Genomic DNA, 16,994 nt, shown 5'->3' with positions numbered 1-16,994 from the left:
CCAGCATTCGAACGGCTGCGTGCGGGCGCCGCAGTCGAAGCTGCGGCCGCAGTGCGGGCAGCGCGCGCGGCGCGGGGCGGAACGGGCGTCGGCGGCGGAATCGGTCATGGCGAAAGCGCGGAAGCGGGCGGGAAGCCGCCCTACGCGACAAGCATAGCGCGGCGAGCGGATTTTGCACGCCGGCCATTCGGCCGATGGCCATCGCGAACGCTCGCGAACCGCCCCTCCGCCGACGCCCGCGCACCGCTGCCCGTATCGCGCCCGGCATCGCGCCGCGCCATAGCCGGCGGGCCGCCGCGCGCTGTGCCCCCTCGCGCCGCCGGTGTTCCGGCCCGTCCAAAAACCCGATGCTGCGCTGCGCCACTCCTGTACAATTCGCCGTGTTTCAACCGTTCCCAGCCAGAGCCGCCGCCATGTCCGAGCCCATCGACCTCTCGCAGATCGCCCCGACGCTGAAAGCAGAAATCCTCGCCGAGGCACTGCCGTACATCCGCCGTTACCACGGCAAGACCGTGGTCATCAAATACGGCGGCAACGCGATGACGGAAGAGCGGCTCAAGCAAGGCTTCGCGCGCGACGTGATCCTGCTGAAACTGGTCGGCATCAACCCGGTGATCGTCCACGGCGGCGGTCCGCAGATCGATCACGCACTGAAGAAGATCGGCAAGGCCGGCACCTTCATCCAGGGCATGCGCGTCACCGACGAAGAGACGATGGAAGTCGTCGAATGGGTGCTGGGCGGCGAAGTGCAGCAAGACATCGTGATGCTGATCAACCACTTCGGCGGCCACGCGGTGGGCCTGACGGGCAAGGACGGCGGCCTGATCCACGCGCGCAAGCTGCTGATGCCGGATCGCGACAACCCGGGCCAGTACATCGACATCGGCCAGGTCGGCGAAGTCGAGGCGATCAACCCGGCGGTCGTGAAGGCGCTGCAGGACGACGCATTCATCCCGGTGATCTCGCCGATCGGCTTCGGCGAAGACGGCCTGTCGTACAACATCAACGCCGACCTCGTCGCGGGCAAGCTCGCCACCGTGCTGAACGCCGAGAAGCTGCTGATGATGACCAACATCCCGGGCGTGATGGACAAGGACGGCAACCTGCTGACCGATCTCTCCGCGCGCGAGATCGACGCGCTGTTCGAAGACGGCACGATCTCCGGCGGCATGCTGCCGAAGATCTCGTCGGCGCTCGACGCCGCGAAGAGCGGCGTGAAGTCGGTGCACATCGTCGACGGCCGGATCGAGCACTCGGTGCTGCTGGAAATCCTGACCGAGCAGCCGTTCGGCACGATGATCCGTTCGCATTGAGACCACGCAGCAAGACCGCCACACCCGACTTGCCGGCCCGGCTGCGGCGCCGGCGCGTGTCGCGCAGCCGGCCCCGCGCCGGCGCGCCGGTGTGGCTGTTCGATCTCGACAACACCCTTCACCACGCATCGCACGCGATCTTTCCCGAGATCAACCGCGCGATGACGCAGTACATCATCGACGCGCTGCAGGTCGAGCGCGCCGAAGCCGACCGCCTGCGCAACGGCTACACCGAGCGCTACGGCGCCGCACTCCTCGGCCTCACGCGCCATCACCCGATCGACCCGCACGACTTCCTGCGCGCGGTCCATACGTTTTCCGACCTGCCCGCGATGCTGCGCGCCGAACGCGGGCTGGCACGCATCGTCGCCGCGCTCCCCGGGCGCAAGTTCGTGCTGACCAACGCGCCGGAGAACTACGCGCGCGCGGTGCTGCGCGAGTTGCGGATCGAGCGGCTGTTCGAGCGCGTGATCGCGATCGAGCACATGCGCGACCGCCGCACGTGGCGCGCGAAGCCCGATCACACGATGCTGCGCCGGACGCTGCGCGCCGCGAACGCGCGCATGGCCGACGCGATCCTCGTCGAGGATACGCGCGGCCACCTGAAGCGCTACAAGCGTCTCGGCATCGGTACGGTGTGGATCACGGGCCACCTGCCCGGCCATTTACCGACCACCGGTCGCCCGCACTATGTCGATCAACGCATTCGTTCGTTAAAATCGCTCCGACTGGGCACACGATCGGGGCGACAGAAATGCAGCCGACTTACCCGCAGGACCATGCCGTAACGGAAAGCCAGGCCACACCCACCCGCCCGCGCCCGAAGCCGGGCGAGCGGCGCGTGATGATCCTGCAGACGCTCGCCGCGATGCTCGAGGCACCCAAGCCCGAGAAAATCACGACCGCCGCGCTCGCGGCGCGGCTCGACGTGTCGGAAGCCGCGCTGTACCGGCATTTCACCAGCAAGGCGAAGATGTACGAAGGGCTGATCGAGTTCATCGAGCAGGCCCTGTTCGGGCTCGTCAACCAGATCGTCGCGAAGGAGCCGAACGGCGTGCAGCAGGCCCGCACGATCGCGCTGACGATGCTCAACTTCGCCGCGAAGAACCCCGGCATGACGCGCGTGCTGACCGGCGAGGCGCTGGTCGGCGAGGACGAGCGGCTCACCGAACGCGTGAACCAGCTGCTCGACCGGATCGAGGCGACCGTCAAGCAGTGCCTGCGGGTCGCCCGCACCGAGGCCAATGCGCCGCAGGATGGTGCCGCGCCGTTCGCGTTGCCGGCCGACTACGATCCTGCCGCGCGCGCCAGCCTGCTCGTCAGCTACGTGATCGGGCGCTGGCACCGCTTCGCCAAGGGCGGGTTTCAGAAACCGCCCTCCGAGCAGGCCGACGCGCACCTGCAGCTGATCCTGCAATGACGTTCGCGACGGCGAACGCGCACGTTCGCCGGGCTCGTCCGCCTGCATCGTCGATACGCACGAAGGCAAGGCCGCGCGCCGCATGAGCTGACTCGCGGGCATACGCTCGAACCGGTCCGGCTGATGCCGGATCCGGTATCGGACTTGCGCACGCGATCCCCGCTCATTATTTCGCATTCCATATCAGCCTACTCGCCGTCCTTCTGACCGGCACGTCGCCTGACATGCGGGCGAGCGCGCCAGCGCTGCCGCTCCGGCTGACCACACTGCTCGCCGACTCGCTCCTGCACCGCTACCGCTTCGCGACGCCTCGGCCGGGCGCCCGCTGCGCTTAACCATTCTTCAAACAAATTCAGTACTTGTCCTACGCCTTCAAGTAGCGACTTAGAAATCGTCCAATTCTTTCGTCCGCCTTACTTGGAAATAATGCTTTCTGTTTCCTGGCGCTGTTGTCGACCGCCCGATCGCAACGCCGGCCTGGTCAGCGCGAAGGAAACGTCGGTGCGTCGTCTTTCGACGCAAGCCCCTTACCAACAGGTACTTACATGTCCAAAAAAGCACTTTCCATTCTGATGGCAACAGCGGGTCTCCTCGCCGTCGCTTCATCGGCCCAGGCAGCCGACGGCACGATCACGATCACCGGCGAGATCACCGCGCAGACCTGCAACATCTCCGGCGATGGCGGCGGCAAGGACTTCACGGTGACGCTGCCCAACGTGTCGACGTCGGCACTCGCCACGTCCGGCGCGACCGCCGGCCGCAAGCCGTTCCGAATCGCGCTGTCGAACTGCTCGCCGAACTCGGGCAACGCATCGGTGTACTTCGAGCCGGGCCTCACGGTCAACGCAACGACCGGCCAGCTGAAGAACGCCACGGGCACGGCGACGAACGTCGAGGTCGGCCTGCTGAACAAGGACGCCAGCATCATCAAGCTCGGCGCAGTCCAGACGCAGCAGAACTCGCAAACCGTCCCGATCGCGGGCGGCGCGGCAACCCTCGACTACTACGCGCAGTACGTCGCAACGGGTGGCGCATCGACCGCCGGCTCGGTCAACACGTCGGTCATGTATTCGGTCTCGTACCAGTAAACCGGCCTCCCGACCCGCGGCCCGGGCACTTGAAGCAATGGTGGCACGGGCCGCCTCCCCCGGCAGACGGGGTACATGTTTGTCAATCGAGAAGGAGAAATCGACGATGGGGATGCCAATGAACTGGCGCTCGCGTATGGGTGCCGCGATGCTGATCGCGTCGCTGGCCGGCGCGGGTGCGGCGGAGGCAAGCGTGGTGATCGGCGGCACACGCGTTGTGTATCCGGAAAAGGAGCGCGAAGTCACGGTCAAGCTGACCAACGAGGGCGACAGGCCGTCGCTCGTGCAGGCGTGGATCGACGACGGCAACCCCAGCGCGCTGCCGGACGACTCGAAGGTGCCGTTCATGCTGACACCTCCGCTGTTCCGCCTCGATCCGAAGAAGGGGCAAAGCCTGCGACTGATCTACACGAGGGAACCGCTCGCACAGGACAAGGAAACGCTGTACTGGCTGAACGTGCTCGACGTCCCGCCGCAGGCGGCCGACGACCCTGATTCACCGAACCTGCTGCAGCTCGCGTTCCGTTCGCGCATCAAGCTGTTCTTCCGTCCCGCCGCGCTGCAGGGCGTGGCCGACGAATCCGCCGAAAAGGTGACCTGGAACTTCGCGCCGAAGGCCGGCGGCGGCTACGCGCTGGAAGCCAGGAATCCGACGCCTTACCACGTGACGTTCACCCAGCTGACCGTCAAGTCCGGCGCCACGACCTGGACCAACGCGGTGGGCGGCATGGTCAAGCCCGGGGCCACCGAGCGCTTCGACGTCGGCAACGTGCCGTCGCAGCCTGCCGGGCCGATCGAAGTCGACTACACGTTCCTCGACGACTACGGCGCGGGCGTCAAGGGCACCTACGCGCCAAAAGCGGCGCGCTGAAGTCTTCGTCCGTACCTGACTCCATCCCGTGTCGGATCGTCGGTGCAGTGATCGCACCGACGAGGGCACACCGTCGCTCGCACTATGACGATGCGGCATCAAAACGTTGAACTCATGCGAGCGAATCATCAAATTTGGCCGTCGGAGGCCACCACACATTTCAAGCTCAGGCCGAGCTGCCTGTTCGTCATGGCGGCACTCGGCGGCTGGGCTGTCGATGCGGCCGCGGCCGACGCCACCGTCGAGCCGGCGGCCCGTTTCGAGGTCGCGCAGGTTCACTTCAACGACACGTTGATGATGAAGCCGCGCGGGCAGCGACTTGATCTCGACCGCTTTGCGAAAGGCAATCCGGTCACGCCCGGCGACTATGTGGTCGATCTCTACGTCAACGGGCAGTGGAACGGCCGCTCGACCGTGAATTTCGCCGCGGAAAGCGGATCGGTCAATGCAAAGCCGTGCTTCGATCGCACGCTGGTCTCCAGGCTCGGCTTCGACGACCAGGCACTCACCGACGCCGCGCGCGCCGAACTGGTGCGCGTGCAGGCGGGCGAATGCACGGACATCGAGAAGCTCGTTGCCGACGCGACGTACGAATTCGACATGGCCGACCTGCGCCTGAACGTGAGCATTCCGCAGGCGGCGCTGCTGCGCAACCCGCGCGGCTACGTCAGTCCGGAACTGTGGGACAGCGGCGTGCCGAGCGCGACCGTCAAGTACAACGCGAACGTGTTCCGCAACACCGCGTCAGGCTATGAGAGCACCCAGGCATACCTGGGCCTGAACACGGGCGTCAACGTCGGGAACTGGCATTTCCGCCACGACGGTACCTATACGGCCCAATCGCAGGGCGACAACCGCTACCAGAGCCTCAACACATATGTGCAGCGCGACCTGCCGGCCTGGCGCAGCCAGCTGAAGCTCGGCGAGACCTATACCGACGGCACGCTGTTCGACAGCGTCGGCATGCGCGGCGCCACGCTCGAGACGGACGACCGGATGCTGCCCGATTCGATGCGCGGCTATGCACCGGTGGTTCGCGGCGTCGCGTCGAGCAACGCGCACGTCAAGGTGTCGCAGAACGGCAACGTGCTCTACGAAACGAACGTCGCGCCGGGTCCGTTCCAGATCGACGATCTGTACCCGACCGGCTACGGCGGCAACCTGCTCGTCACCGTGACCGAAGCCGACGGCAGGAAACACAGCTTCACCGTGCCGTACGCGTCGGTCGTGCAATCGTTGCGCCCGGGCATCAAGCGTTACAGGATCGCGGTGGGCCAGATGCGCGAGCCCCAGCTCAACCGTCACCCGAACTTCGCACAGGCCACGTATCAGCGCGGTATCAACAACCTGCTGACCGGCTATGTCGGCGCAATCGTCGCGGAAAGCTATCTGGCCGGGCTGGTCGGCGCGGCGTTCAACACGCCGGTGGGCGCACTCGCCGTCGACGTCACGCACGCCAGCGCGCGCATCCCCGGCGTATCGGCGACGAGCGGTCAGAGCGTGCGCTTGAGCTACAGCAAGTTCCTGGAGCCGACCGGCACGAACATCGCGGTTGCCGCGTATCGCTACTCGTCGCGCGGCTACTGGACGATGCGCGATGCGATGTACGCCCGCGAGCAGGCAGCCGCAGGCGCGGATCCGAACGACGCGTACCGGCAACGCAACCAGGTCCAGCTCACGCTGAACCAGACGCTCGGCGAAGGGCGCGGCAGCCTGTTCGCGGTGGGTTCGACGGCCAGCTACTGGAATCGTCAGGGCACCACCACGCAGTTCCAGCTCGGCTACAACAACAACCTCCGCGTGGGCCGTCTCAACCTGAGCTACAACCTGTCGGTCTCGCGGCAGCGCGACGGCTACACCGGCCGGTTGAACAACCAGGTGTACGCGAACGTCACGCTCCCGCTCGGCCGCGGGTCGTACGCACCGACGCTGAGCACGAGCGTCACGCACGACAACCAGGGCGGCACGCTGGGCCAGATGTCGCTGAGCGGCACCGCGGGCGCGACCAATGCGTTCTCGTACAGCGTGAATGCCGCCACCGGCGGCGGCACGACCTCCGGCGGCGGCAACGCGCAGTATCGCAGCCCGTTCGCGACCCTGTCGGGCAGCGCGAGCGGCGGCAGCGGCTACTCGAGCGTGTCCGCCGGCGTATCGGGCGCGCTTGTCGGTCATGCGGGCGGCGTCACGCTGGCCAACGACCTCGGTGAAACAGCCGCGATCGTCGAGGCGAAGGACGCCGTCGGCGCGCGCATCACGAGCGGCGCGGACGTCCGGATCGACCGGCGCGGTTATGCGGTACTGCCGTATCTGACGCCGTACCAGATGAATACGGTCGAACTCGATCCGAAGGGCATTCCGCTGGACGTCGAAATGCTGTCGACGAGCCAGCAGATCGCGCCGCGCGCGAACTCGATCGTGAAGATCAGGTTCGCGACCGTCAGCGGGCGCGCGGCGTTGCTCACGGTGCGTCAGCCGAACGGCGGCGCGTTGCCGTTCGGCGCCAGCGTGCTGGACGAACACGGCCAGATGGTCGGCACGCTCGGACAAGGCGGCAACCTGTTCGTTCGCGGACTGAACGAGTCCGGCACGTTGACCGCGAAATGGGGCAATCGCGCGACGGAATCCTGCCAGTTCACCTATCACCTGCCGACCAAGCAACGCGGCAGCGATGTGTATACGCGCGCCGACGCGATCTGCGATTACAGCGTACCCAAAACCGACAGTCAGCGCAGCTCGCCGACACCGGGCAATGCCGAGTCGCACGCCAATGCACATCACGACACGACGACACAGCGCTAAGTGTCCAGGAACGGGAGATTTTTCAGATGAACTCGACTCGCCGCATCGATACAGCGAATCCATCCGCACGCCTGGCGCGTGGATTCGCCACAGCGATTGCGGCACGCGAGTCGACATTTCGTGCGCACATCGGGCCGCACGCATCGTTCCGGACGAGGCGAATATCGATCGGTATTCGTTTTCATTCGGCAACGTGCTCGTTCCGGCCAATGCGCCCGGCGTCACCGTCTTTCGGGGAAGCGTCAGGTTGTCCGGCCTGTCGCAAACGACCTGCACGCCTCCCCGGCGGCCACCGGCTCAGCCGGTGGCTTCAACAGGCTTCTGCTCAGCAATCCGAACGGGTTGCATCGGGAGGCCACTGTTGGACGAAACCGCGCGTCATCCGTATCGCCGGTCACGGCATGCGGACGGCGCGACGGCGGAGTCCGTTTATCTACCTAGTACCAGAGGAATTGACATGAAATTCGCACTCTCCAGCATCGCCGCCCTGACCGTGGCTGCCGCGGCAGCACTGCCGGCCGTTTCGCACGCCACCGACGGCACCATCACGATCACCGGCAAGATCGGTACGCAGACCTGCACGATCGACGGCAACGGCACCGGCGGCAAGGATTTCTCGGTTGGCCTGCCGAAGGTTTCGACGTCGTCGCTCGCGTCCGGCGGGTCCACCGCGGGCCGCACGCCGTTCAATATCGGCCTGAAAAACTGCTCGCCGGCCACCGGCAACGTCTACACGCACTTCGAGCCGGGCACGACGGTCAACTCGACTACCGGCCAGTTGCTCAACGCATCGGGCACGGCGAAGAACGTCGAAGTCGGCCTGCTCAACGGCGCTGACCAAAGCAACATCGGGCTCGGCAAGGCAGACGAAAACTCGACGGCGGTCGCGCTGGTGAACGGCGCCGCGACGCTGCCGTACTACGCGCAGTACGTCGCAACGGGCGGCCCCGCCGGCCAGGGTACGGTAAACACGTCGGTGATGTACTCGATCATGTATCAGTAACCCCCCGCGCGTCATGCGCACGCCCGCGCATCGGACATCCATCGATCGATGCGCGGGCAACCATCCATGCGCGCCAGCGTCATCGGCGACGGAAAGCGCTTGCCGCCCTACGCGGCGGCGATCGAAGTCGCGCGAAGCAACGCAAACACCCCGATCGCCTGCTCTTCACTGAACCGCGACTTCTGCATGAAAAGCTTTTTCTGCGGCCTTGCCACTCGCTTTACAGCGGAATATTCACCGTGGAATCGGTCGGGCCGGCCATAAGAGGTGCAAATGATTTCGATTGAAAACAGATTTATCGCTCGAATATTGAAGTACTCGTTGAGCCTCGGCATTGCCTGGCTGGGCACGATCAATTTCGCCCATGCGGCCCCGCTCGTCTGTGTCACGTCAGGCGATATCCCGAGTAACGAGATTAAAGGCGGCTTTACGTACATCGATTTCCCGAAAGTCGTCGTCCCGCCCCAAACACCGGACGGCGCCGTCATTGCAACTTTGGTTGTGAACATTCCCTATTCTTGCCCCCCGAACAAGGCGGGCAACGGCGGGGACGGCGGGTACGAAATTTTGGTCCTGAGCCAGGCGACCTACCCCTCCCAGTTCCCGGACGTCGGGCGATGGGGCGGCTTCTGGTCACTGCATCCGATACTTGAATGGATCGGCTTTCGCGTGACAAACCTGGAGACAGGCCAAGTCGTACCCCTGAACCCGCAGAAATGGGGGGTACCGATTCCCGCGCCCACCAACATCACGGGCACGATCAGGATCAAGTATGAAATGATCAAGCTCAGCGACAAAATCTACAGCGCCAAACTACCGTCGGCAGCTTTCCGCATGCTGGACTTTGATTTCCGGAGGCGGTGGCCTGGAAGCGGTACGGCGGGGTACCACGCCATTACTTGGACCAGCTCTGGCTCAACGATCGAGCCGATGAAAAAGAGCTGCGACGTGACGACGACGGATGTCCGCGTACCGATGCCTCCGGTCAGCAGCGGCAAGCTGAATGGTGTCGGCTCCACGGCGGGCGATACGGGCTTCAACATCGGACTGTCCTGCAAGGCAGGCTCGAACGTATTCGTGACGCTGACCGATCTGACCGACGTCACGAACCGAAGCGACCTGCTGACGCTGGCGCAGGGCTCATCTGCGACCGGCGTGAAGCTCCGCGTGACGAGGAATGGGCAACCCGTTTTCTACGGTCCCGACTCGGCCGCGATCGGCAACGAGAACCAGTGGTATGTCGCACCGTCGTCGGGATTGACGAATATTCCGCTCAGCGCGCAATACGTCGCCACCGGGCCCGTTTCCGCCGGAACGGTGAAGGGCGTTGCAACGTTCACCATGAGCTACCAGTAAATGCGCGCCCGCGCACCGGCTCGTTGCCGTGGCGCGGGGGAATCGCGATGCACATGCCTCGCTTGTCCGGCATCGATCGCCGATACACACGCGGCGGGCACGCTCGGGCATCGCGCCGCCACCACGCCGGCAACACCAATGCGCCTGCGCGACGCCCTGCCCGTGCCTCGCACCATCGCCGCGGCATGCGGCACCGCCATTCGGTGACACGACGCGTGCGCGACGCGACCTGATCGACGTGCGCGGCATGCCGTTGCATCCATCGCCCCTTCGGCCCTGATCGGCCCGCGGCATGCCCGCACCGCCCGGATCGCGCATCCCGGATTTCGATGACACGCCATGCAATTGACCGGCTTCTGTCGAAATTCGAACTCGTCCAATTTCGCATATCACCCATGCGGGCTAACTTTCACCCATTCCATTGATATCGAGGTGAGCAGGTGAATCGCAGGTTCCCATTCATTCCCGTCCGCACCGGCCGGCGTCTCGCACGGTCCGCGCTGCTCGCCGGCGCGGTAATGCCGTGGCCATCGGCGGCCGAGGTCAACACCGGTGGCGCGCAGCAGGCGGACGGCGTCACGCTCGAGGTCGCACCGGGCTTCTACTCGACGATCGTCTCCGGCGAAGCCGTGTTCTCCGCCGTCAACGGCGGCGCGCTGACCACCACCGGCAAGACTCGCCTGTTCTCGTCCGGCAACGTCGCGGCGGGCGCTGCCGCGTGGGGGCGCGGCTCGCGCGTCGAGCTGCGCGACACCGAAATCCGGACCCGCGGCGGCTCCAGTGCCGGCATCGACATCCGCTACGGCGGCAGCGCGTCGGCGGAACGCATCTCGATCGATACCGACGGCGACTATTCGCACGGCGCATCGCTCGACGGCAACGGCAGCCGGCTCGACATCGCCGACAGCGTGCTCGTGACGCGCGGCAAGGAGGCATACGGCATTGCCGTCAATTACGCGCCCGGCGGCGCGATCGACGTCGCCGACACGCTGATCCGCACCAGCGGCATGTTCGCCTATGGCCTCTCCATCAGCTACGACGACGTCCGCGCAGCACTGACTCGCGCCGACATCCGGACGACCGGCGACTATTCATCGGCGATCCATCTGCCCAGCGCTACCACGGCCACGCTCACCGATTCACACCTGGAAACCGACGGCTATGCCGCGATCGGCGTGGATACGCGTGAAGCCAGCGTCGACCTCTCACGCACACGTGTCGTCACGCATGGCGAAAGCGCACACGGGCTGTACGCGTCGAAGGAATACACCGATACCCCCGTCGTGCAGGCCAGCGACACGTTCGTCACGACCACCGGCAAGCGTGCGATCGGCGCGATCGCGCGGCTCGGCGGTCAAGTCGCGATGAACGGCGGCGGCATCGAAACCAGCGGCGAGCGCGCCTACGGCGTGCTGTCGAGCGGCAACGGCTCCCGCGCCACGCTGGCGGACATGACCGTCTACACGCATGGCGAGAACGCCACCGCGGTCTATGCCGGTGCCGGCAGCACGATCGACCTGGCGGGCACCGATGCGCGGACGACCGGCAACGGCGCTGCCGCAGCCGCTGTCGGCAGCGGCGGCATGCTGAATGTCGATGGCGGCTCGCTCGTCAGCGAACGCAGCAACGCGATCGCCGCATCCGGCGCAGCCATTTCACTGCGAAACGGCGCGCGCGCTTTCGGTGGCAATGGAACGCTGATGTCCGTGTACGCGGAGTCCGGCGAGCCCGTTCGGTTGTCGCTCGATACCGGCGCGCAGGCCGTAGGCGACATCGTGAATGTCCCGGACGACGACGGCAACCCGACACCGCCCGTCACCGACGTCGCACTCTCCGGCGCCTCCATGTGGACGGGTGCGACCGGCGTCGTCCGCACCCTGTCGCTCGACGGCGGCAGCCAGTGGACGGTCACTCGCGATTCGACGGTCGGCTCCATCGCGCTGAACGATTCGAACATCGCGTTCGCAACGCCCGACGCCGGCACACCGAGCACGCTCGTCGTCAACGGCGACTACGCGGCCCGGAACGGCCGGCTGCTGGTCCACACGACGCTGCACGACGACACGTCGCCCACCGACCGGCTCGTGATCGACGGCGGACATGCATCGGGCAACACGGGCATCATCGTGAAGCGTTCGGGTGGCGAAGGCGCGCAGACCACGGTCGGCATCCCGATCGTCGAGACCCGCAACGGCGGCACGACGGATGCCGCCGCATTCGCGCTCGACGCCGCGTCGGACGGCTACCGGCAGGGCTTCGGCACGCTGTCGGCCGGCGGCTACGACTACATGCTCGCGCGTGGCGGCCAGGGCGGCAACGCAGACGACTGGTATCTCGTTTCCGCCGCGAAACCCGAGCCGCCGGCGCCGCCCGGCCCCGTCGATCCCGATCCGCCCATCGGCCCGGAGATCGCGCCACCGTCGCCGCGCGCCGCCGCACCCGAGCCCGACGCCTATCTCGCGAACGCCGACGCAGCCGCGACGATGGCGATCCACACGCTGCATCAGCGCGAAGACCAGTCGCTGCGCACCGATCGCGCAGGATCGCAACCGCTCGACGGCGCCGCGTGGTTGCGTGCCGAAGGCCAGTTCACGTCGATGTCGGGCGGTGCGCGCAGCGTGTCGGGTAACGGCCGCCTGGTACACGCGGGGGCCGACCTGCTCCGCTTCGACGACAGCCGCGGTGGCCGCATCCGGGTCGGCGCGATGGGGATGTACGGCAGCCAGACGAGCTGGTCGACACGCCCGCTGTGGAATGCCGCCGAGCAACGCATCGCGGATGCCACCGCGCGCGGCAGCGTCGAAGGTTACAACGTCGGCCTGTACGGCACGTGGTACGGCAACCGCGACATCCTGTCCGGCCCGTATGTCGATGCGTGGTTCATGTACGGCGCGTATGCGAACCGGGTCGGCGGCAGTCTCGCCGGCGATTCGTACCGGTCGCGCACCGTCACGGGCTCGGTCGAAGCCGGCCACTCGTTCCGCTTCTACGAGCGCGGTGATACGCGCTTCTTCGTCGAGCCGCAGGCGCAACTCGTCGTGTCGGACTATCGCGCGGCCGCGCACCATACGGCAGGCGGCTATCTCGACGGCCAGGGCTCGACCGACGTGCAGACCCGCGTCGGCGTACGCGTGCACGGCGTCACCGCGATCGCGGCCGGCCGCGAGCTGCGCCCGTTCGTCGAGGCAAACTGGTGGCACGGCCCCGGCTCGCGGTCGCTGACGCTCGACGGCAACGCGTTCTCGTTCAGCGTGCCGCGCGACCGCGCCGCGTTCCGCATCGGTGCGACGGGGCAGATATCGAAGCGCTTCGCGGTATCGGCCAGCCTCGGCGTGGAGGCGAACTTGTCCGACTACGCAGTGGTCAAGGGCGGGTTCGCCGCGAAGTACCGCTGGTAACGCGACGCCACGGCACGGCGGCGGCGGCCTGACGGACCACGCCGCCCCTTCCATACGGCGCCGGACGCCGCCGCCCGTGCAGGCCGCCGCATCGGACGCGGCAACACCCGGGGTAGCCGCCAGCCGGACACCCCGGCGCGCCCGAATCCGCGCTCCACAATTTCCGCTATACTTTGCCGACTGCCGCCCCTCGGGCGGTATGTCGGAAGCGCGCCGATTTGCTGACTCGATTGCGGGCGCGCGAACCGGCCGGGGTCTTGATGTGTCTTGTGCCCCGGCGGTTCACTACAAATGCGGCTAAAGAGGTCGTCAGCCGCGCATCTCCGACTCCGCGCATCGCCGACACCATTTAGCTGCCCAGTCATAAGGCGGAACGAATGGAATCGATCGGCATCGTCGCTCCACAGACCATGCACTTCGCCGAACCGCTGCGCTTGCAAAGCGGCAGCGTGATCGGCAACTATCAGCTCGTCGTCGAGACGTACGGCGAACTCAACGCCGCGCGCTCGAACGCGGTGCTCGTCTGCCACGCGCTCAACGCGTCGCACCACGTCGCCGGCGTCTACGCGGACGATCCGCGCAGCACCGGCTGGTGGGACAACATGGTCGGCCCCGGCAAGCCGCTCGACACCAACCGCTTCTTCGTGATCGGCGTGAACAACCTCGGCTCGTGCTTCGGCTCGACCGGCCCGATGAGCATCGACCCGTCGACCGGCAAGCCGTACGGCGCGAGCTTCCCGGTCGTCACCGTCGAGGACTGGGTGCACGCGCAGGCGCGCGTCGCGGATGCCTTCGGCATCGACCGCTTCGCCGCGGTGATGGGCGGCAGCCTCGGCGGGATGCAGGCGCTCGCGTGGAGCCTGATGTATCCGGAGCGCGTCGCGCACTGCATCGACATCGCGTCGACGCCGAAACTGTCCGCGCAGAACATCGCGTTCAACGAGGTCGCGCGCTCGGCGATCCTGTCCGATCCCGATTTCCACGGCGGCGACTACTACGCGCACGGCGTGAAGCCGAAGCGCGGCCTGCGCGTCGCGCGGATGATCGGCCACATCACGTACCTGTCCGACGACGACATGGCCGAGAAATTCGGCCGTGCGCTGCGCCGCGCCGACGGCGCGCTCGACGCGTACAACTTCAGCTTCGACGTCGAATTCGAGGTCGAGTCGTACCTGCGCTACCAGGGCGACAAGTTCGCCGACTACTTCGACGCGAACACGTACCTGCTGATCACGCGCGCGCTCGACTACTTCGACCCGGCGAAAGCGTTCGACGGCAACCTGACGGCCGCGCTCGCGCACACGCAGGCGAAATACCTGATCGCGAGCTTCTCGACCGACTGGCGTTTCGCGCCGGCGCGCTCGCGCGAAATCGTGAAGGCGCTGCTCGACAACAAACGCACGGTCAGCTACGCGGAAATCGATGCGCCGCACGGCCACGACGCGTTCCTGCTCGACGACGCGCGCTATCACAACCTGCTCCGCGCGTATTACGAACGAATCGCCATCGAGGTGGGTGCATGAACCAGCAAGCACTGAATTCCCTGTCCGCGCGAGCGGATTTCCGCACGATCGCGCGCTGGGTCGAACCGCGCTCGACGGTGCTCGACCTCGGCTGCGGCGACGGCTCGCTGCTCGCGCTGCTGATGGAAGAACTGGACGTGACCGGCTACGGGATCGAGCTGAACGACGCGGGCGTGCTCGCGAGCGCGAAGAACGGCATCAACGTGATCCAGCAGAACCTGGAAGACGGCCTGCGCCTGTTCGAGGACCACAGCTTCGACATCGCGATCCTGTCGCAGACGTTGCAGACGATCCACCAGACGGCCGCGATCCTGCGCGAAACCGCGCGGGTCGGGCGCGAATGCATCGTGTCGTTCCCGAACTTCGGCTACTGGCCGCACCGGCTGTCGGTGCTGAACGGCCGGATGCCGGTGTCGAAATCGCTGCCTTACCAGTGGCACAACACGCCGAACGTGCGGGTGCTGACGATCGAGGATTTCGAGGCGCTCGCGCCCGAAGTCGGCGTGACGATCCTCGACCGCGTGGTGCTGCACGGAGGCCAACCGATTCGATGGGGAGCGAACTGGCGTGGTAGTCTTGCTGTCTACCGCGTCAAGCGCAGCTGAGCCGGGGAGCCGTTGACGGACGCCGACGGCCTGCACACACGTGCGGCCGCGCCGCTGCGCTACCCGCGCCGCCGCCTGCGCTGTCGCCGCAATCAGTCAACGCTATCCAGTTCCAATCCATGTCGAAAACGCCACACGAGGCGCCCGCACTCACCGCTCACGAGGATCACCCCGGCTGGCGAGCCTATCTGAACACGCACATGCTGATCTGCGTGTTCCTCGGTTTCACGTCGGGTCTGCCCCTCTTCACGCTCGTCTACCTCGTGCAGGCATGGCTGCGCTCCGAGGGCGTGAACCTGAAGGAAATCGGCCTGTTCGCGCTGATCCAGTTCCCGTACACGTGGAAGTTCCTGTGGGCGCCGCTGATGGATCGCTACATCCCGCGCCTGCCGGGCTGGCGGCCGGGGCGCCGTCGTGGCTGGCTGCTGCTCACGCAGTTGCTGGTCGCGGGCGCGATCGCCGCGCTCGGCTTCGTGTCGCCGCGCGACTCGATCTGGACGGTCGCCGCGCTCACCACGCTCGTCGCATTCTTCGGCGCAAGCGCCGACATCGTGATCGATGCGTACCGCCGCGAGCTGCTGCGCGACACCGAGCAGGGCCTCGGCAACGCGATACACGTGAACGCGTACAAGCTCGCCGCGCTGATCCCCGGCTCGCTGGCGCTGATCCTGTCCGACCACCTGCCGTGGGACGTCGTGTTCGCGATCACCGGCGCGTTCATGCTGCCGGGCATCCTGATGACGCTCGTCGTGCGCGAGCCCGAAGTGATCGGCGCGCCGCCGCGCAACCTGCGCGACGCGATCGTGCTGCCGTTCCGCGAATTCATCCAGCGCGACGGCTGGGCCGGCGCGCTGCTCGTCATTGCGTTCATCTTCCTGTTCAAGATCGGCGACACGATGGCCACCACGCTGTCGACGTCGTTCTTCCTCGACATCGGCTTCTCGCGCACCGAGATCGGCATCGTCGCGAAAACCACCGCGCTCGTCGCGAGCGTGGCCGGCGGCATCATCGGCGGCATCTGGCTCGTGAAGATCGGCATCGGCCGCGGGCTATGGATCTTCGGCGTGCTGCAGATGGTGTCGACGCTCGGCTTCGCGTGGCTCGCGCAGCTCGGCCCCGGCTCGCCCGTGCTCGCGATGCTCTACGACTTCACCGTGTCGACGAGCCATGCGATCGCGTCGGTGCTGTCGGTGTTCGGCATTGCGGTCACGCCGCAATTCAGCCCGATGACGGTCGCGCTTGCGCTCGTCTACGGCGTCGAAACCTTCACCACCGGCCTGACGATGGCCGCGTTCGTCGCGTACATCGCGAGCACGACCGACCCGCGCTATACGGCCACGCAGTTCGCGCTGTTCACGAGCCTCGCATCGGTGCCGCGCACGCTCGCGTCGGCCGCGAGCGGCTTCATCGTCGCGAAGATCGGCTGGTTCGACTACTTCATCGTGTGCACCGCGCTCGCGATTCCCGGCATGCTGCTGCTGTTCAAGATCGCGCCGTGGAACGGGGCCGCACGCAACGGCGAGGCCAGCCGTGCGCAGTAACGGCCTGCACCGCCTCGCGCGCGTTGCGGCTTCGTTGAGCGTCGGCGCCGCGGCGCTCGCCGCGGGGTTCGCCCATA

13 protein-coding genes are annotated in these 16,994 nt (G+C 66.5%); all 13 read left to right on the top strand.

What is annotated here, in order from left to right; genetic code table 11:
• The first annotated feature begins 413 nt into the window (after nucleotides 1-413).
• The 13 genes from argB (at nucleotide 414) to G3O06_RS40225 (ending at nucleotide 16,917) form a co-directional block, all read left to right on the top strand.
• Nucleotides 414-1,313 carry an acetylglutamate kinase gene (gene argB / locus G3O06_RS40285; protein ID WP_006490510.1) on the top strand — a complete coding sequence of 300 codons (900 nt, stop codon included), beginning with the start codon at nucleotides 414-416 and terminating at the stop codon, nucleotides 1,311-1,313.
• Nucleotides 1,310-2,101, top strand: a complete 792-nt coding sequence (locus tag G3O06_RS40280; RefSeq protein WP_205819427.1) for a pyrimidine 5'-nucleotidase — start codon at nucleotides 1,310-1,312, stop codon at nucleotides 2,099-2,101. The genes argB and G3O06_RS40280 overlap by 4 nt, the downstream gene beginning before the upstream one ends.
• The gene (gene slmA, locus G3O06_RS40275; protein WP_205819426.1) at nucleotides 2,068-2,733 is read left to right on the top strand and encodes a nucleoid occlusion factor SlmA; all 666 of its coding nucleotides are present in this window, start codon (nucleotides 2,068-2,070) and stop codon (nucleotides 2,731-2,733) included. Before G3O06_RS40280 ends, slmA begins: the two co-directional genes overlap by 34 nt.
• A gap of 545 nt (nucleotides 2,734-3,278) precedes the next feature.
• A complete protein-coding gene (locus tag G3O06_RS40270) occupies nucleotides 3,279-3,821 on the top strand; it encodes a fimbrial protein (protein WP_205819425.1) in 543 nt (180 codons plus the stop codon).
• Nucleotides 3,822-3,927: 106 nt separating this feature from the next.
• The gene (locus tag G3O06_RS40265) at nucleotides 3,928-4,692 is read left to right on the top strand and encodes a molecular chaperone (RefSeq protein ID WP_205819424.1); all 765 of its coding nucleotides are present in this window, start codon (nucleotides 3,928-3,930) and stop codon (nucleotides 4,690-4,692) included.
• A gap of 114 nt (nucleotides 4,693-4,806) precedes the next feature.
• Entirely contained in the window at nucleotides 4,807-7,491 is a 2,685-nt protein-coding gene (locus tag G3O06_RS40260; RefSeq protein ID WP_205819423.1) for a fimbria/pilus outer membrane usher protein, read from the top strand.
• A 457-nt stretch (nucleotides 7,492-7,948) separates the two neighbouring features.
• Complete coding sequence (locus G3O06_RS40255; RefSeq protein ID WP_205819422.1) at nucleotides 7,949-8,494, top strand: fimbrial protein; 546 nt, start codon at nucleotides 7,949-7,951, stop codon at nucleotides 8,492-8,494.
• A 66-nt stretch (nucleotides 8,495-8,560) separates the two neighbouring features.
• Nucleotides 8,561-8,758, top strand: a complete 198-nt coding sequence (locus G3O06_RS40250; RefSeq protein WP_205819421.1) for a hypothetical protein — start codon at nucleotides 8,561-8,563, stop codon at nucleotides 8,756-8,758.
• A gap of 9 nt (nucleotides 8,759-8,767) precedes the next feature.
• Complete coding sequence (locus G3O06_RS40245; protein ID WP_205819420.1) at nucleotides 8,768-9,850, top strand: fimbrial protein; 1,083 nt, start codon at nucleotides 8,768-8,770, stop codon at nucleotides 9,848-9,850.
• A 440-nt stretch (nucleotides 9,851-10,290) separates the two neighbouring features.
• The gene (locus tag G3O06_RS40240) at nucleotides 10,291-13,248 is read left to right on the top strand and encodes an autotransporter outer membrane beta-barrel domain-containing protein (protein WP_346779586.1); all 2,958 of its coding nucleotides are present in this window, start codon (nucleotides 10,291-10,293) and stop codon (nucleotides 13,246-13,248) included.
• Between the two features lie 377 nt (nucleotides 13,249-13,625).
• Nucleotides 13,626-14,771 (top strand): homoserine O-acetyltransferase, encoded by a 1,146-nt coding sequence (locus G3O06_RS40235; protein ID WP_174973595.1) that lies wholly within the window; start codon nucleotides 13,626-13,628, stop codon nucleotides 14,769-14,771.
• Nucleotides 14,768-15,376 (top strand): methionine biosynthesis protein MetW, encoded by a 609-nt coding sequence (gene metW / locus G3O06_RS40230; protein ID WP_089451437.1) that lies wholly within the window; start codon nucleotides 14,768-14,770, stop codon nucleotides 15,374-15,376. Before G3O06_RS40235 ends, metW begins: the two co-directional genes overlap by 4 nt.
• A 119-nt stretch (nucleotides 15,377-15,495) precedes the next feature.
• Complete coding sequence (locus tag G3O06_RS40225; RefSeq protein WP_205819419.1) at nucleotides 15,496-16,917, top strand: AmpG family muropeptide MFS transporter; 1,422 nt, start codon at nucleotides 15,496-15,498, stop codon at nucleotides 16,915-16,917.
• Nucleotides 16,918-16,994: the final 77 nt, after the last annotated feature.

The organism is Burkholderia sp. Ac-20345, from assembly GCF_017104825.1.
Classification (GTDB): Bacteria; Pseudomonadota; Gammaproteobacteria; order Burkholderiales; family Burkholderiaceae; genus Burkholderia; species Burkholderia lata_B.
This window is presented reverse-complemented; position numbering and strand designations above follow the sequence as displayed.

What these genes read in the sequence shown, in the direction of transcription:
- slmA (WP_205819426.1), top strand. Translation starts at nt 2,068, where the DNA reads ATGCAGCCGACTTACCCGCAGGACCATGCCGTAACGGAAAGCCAGGCC.
- G3O06_RS40225 (WP_205819419.1), top strand. Translation starts at nt 15,496, where the DNA reads ATGTCGAAAACGCCACACGAGGCGCCCGCACTCACCGCTCACGAGGAT.
- argB (WP_006490510.1), top strand. Translation starts at nt 414, where the DNA reads ATGTCCGAGCCCATCGACCTCTCGCAGATCGCCCCGACGCTGAAAGCA.
- metW (WP_089451437.1), top strand. Translation starts at nt 14,768, where the DNA reads ATGAACCAGCAAGCACTGAATTCCCTGTCCGCGCGAGCGGATTTCCGC.
- G3O06_RS40265 (WP_205819424.1), top strand. Translation starts at nt 3,928, where the DNA reads ATGGGGATGCCAATGAACTGGCGCTCGCGTATGGGTGCCGCGATGCTG.
- G3O06_RS40235 (WP_174973595.1), top strand. Translation starts at nt 13,626, where the DNA reads ATGGAATCGATCGGCATCGTCGCTCCACAGACCATGCACTTCGCCGAA.
- G3O06_RS40270 (WP_205819425.1), top strand. Translation starts at nt 3,279, where the DNA reads ATGTCCAAAAAAGCACTTTCCATTCTGATGGCAACAGCGGGTCTCCTC.
- G3O06_RS40245 (WP_205819420.1), top strand. Translation starts at nt 8,768, where the DNA reads ATGATTTCGATTGAAAACAGATTTATCGCTCGAATATTGAAGTACTCG.
- G3O06_RS40260 (WP_205819423.1), top strand. Translation starts at nt 4,807, where the DNA reads ATGCGAGCGAATCATCAAATTTGGCCGTCGGAGGCCACCACACATTTC.
- G3O06_RS40255 (WP_205819422.1), top strand. Translation starts at nt 7,949, where the DNA reads ATGAAATTCGCACTCTCCAGCATCGCCGCCCTGACCGTGGCTGCCGCG.
- G3O06_RS40250 (WP_205819421.1), top strand. Translation starts at nt 8,561, where the DNA reads ATGCGCGCCAGCGTCATCGGCGACGGAAAGCGCTTGCCGCCCTACGCG.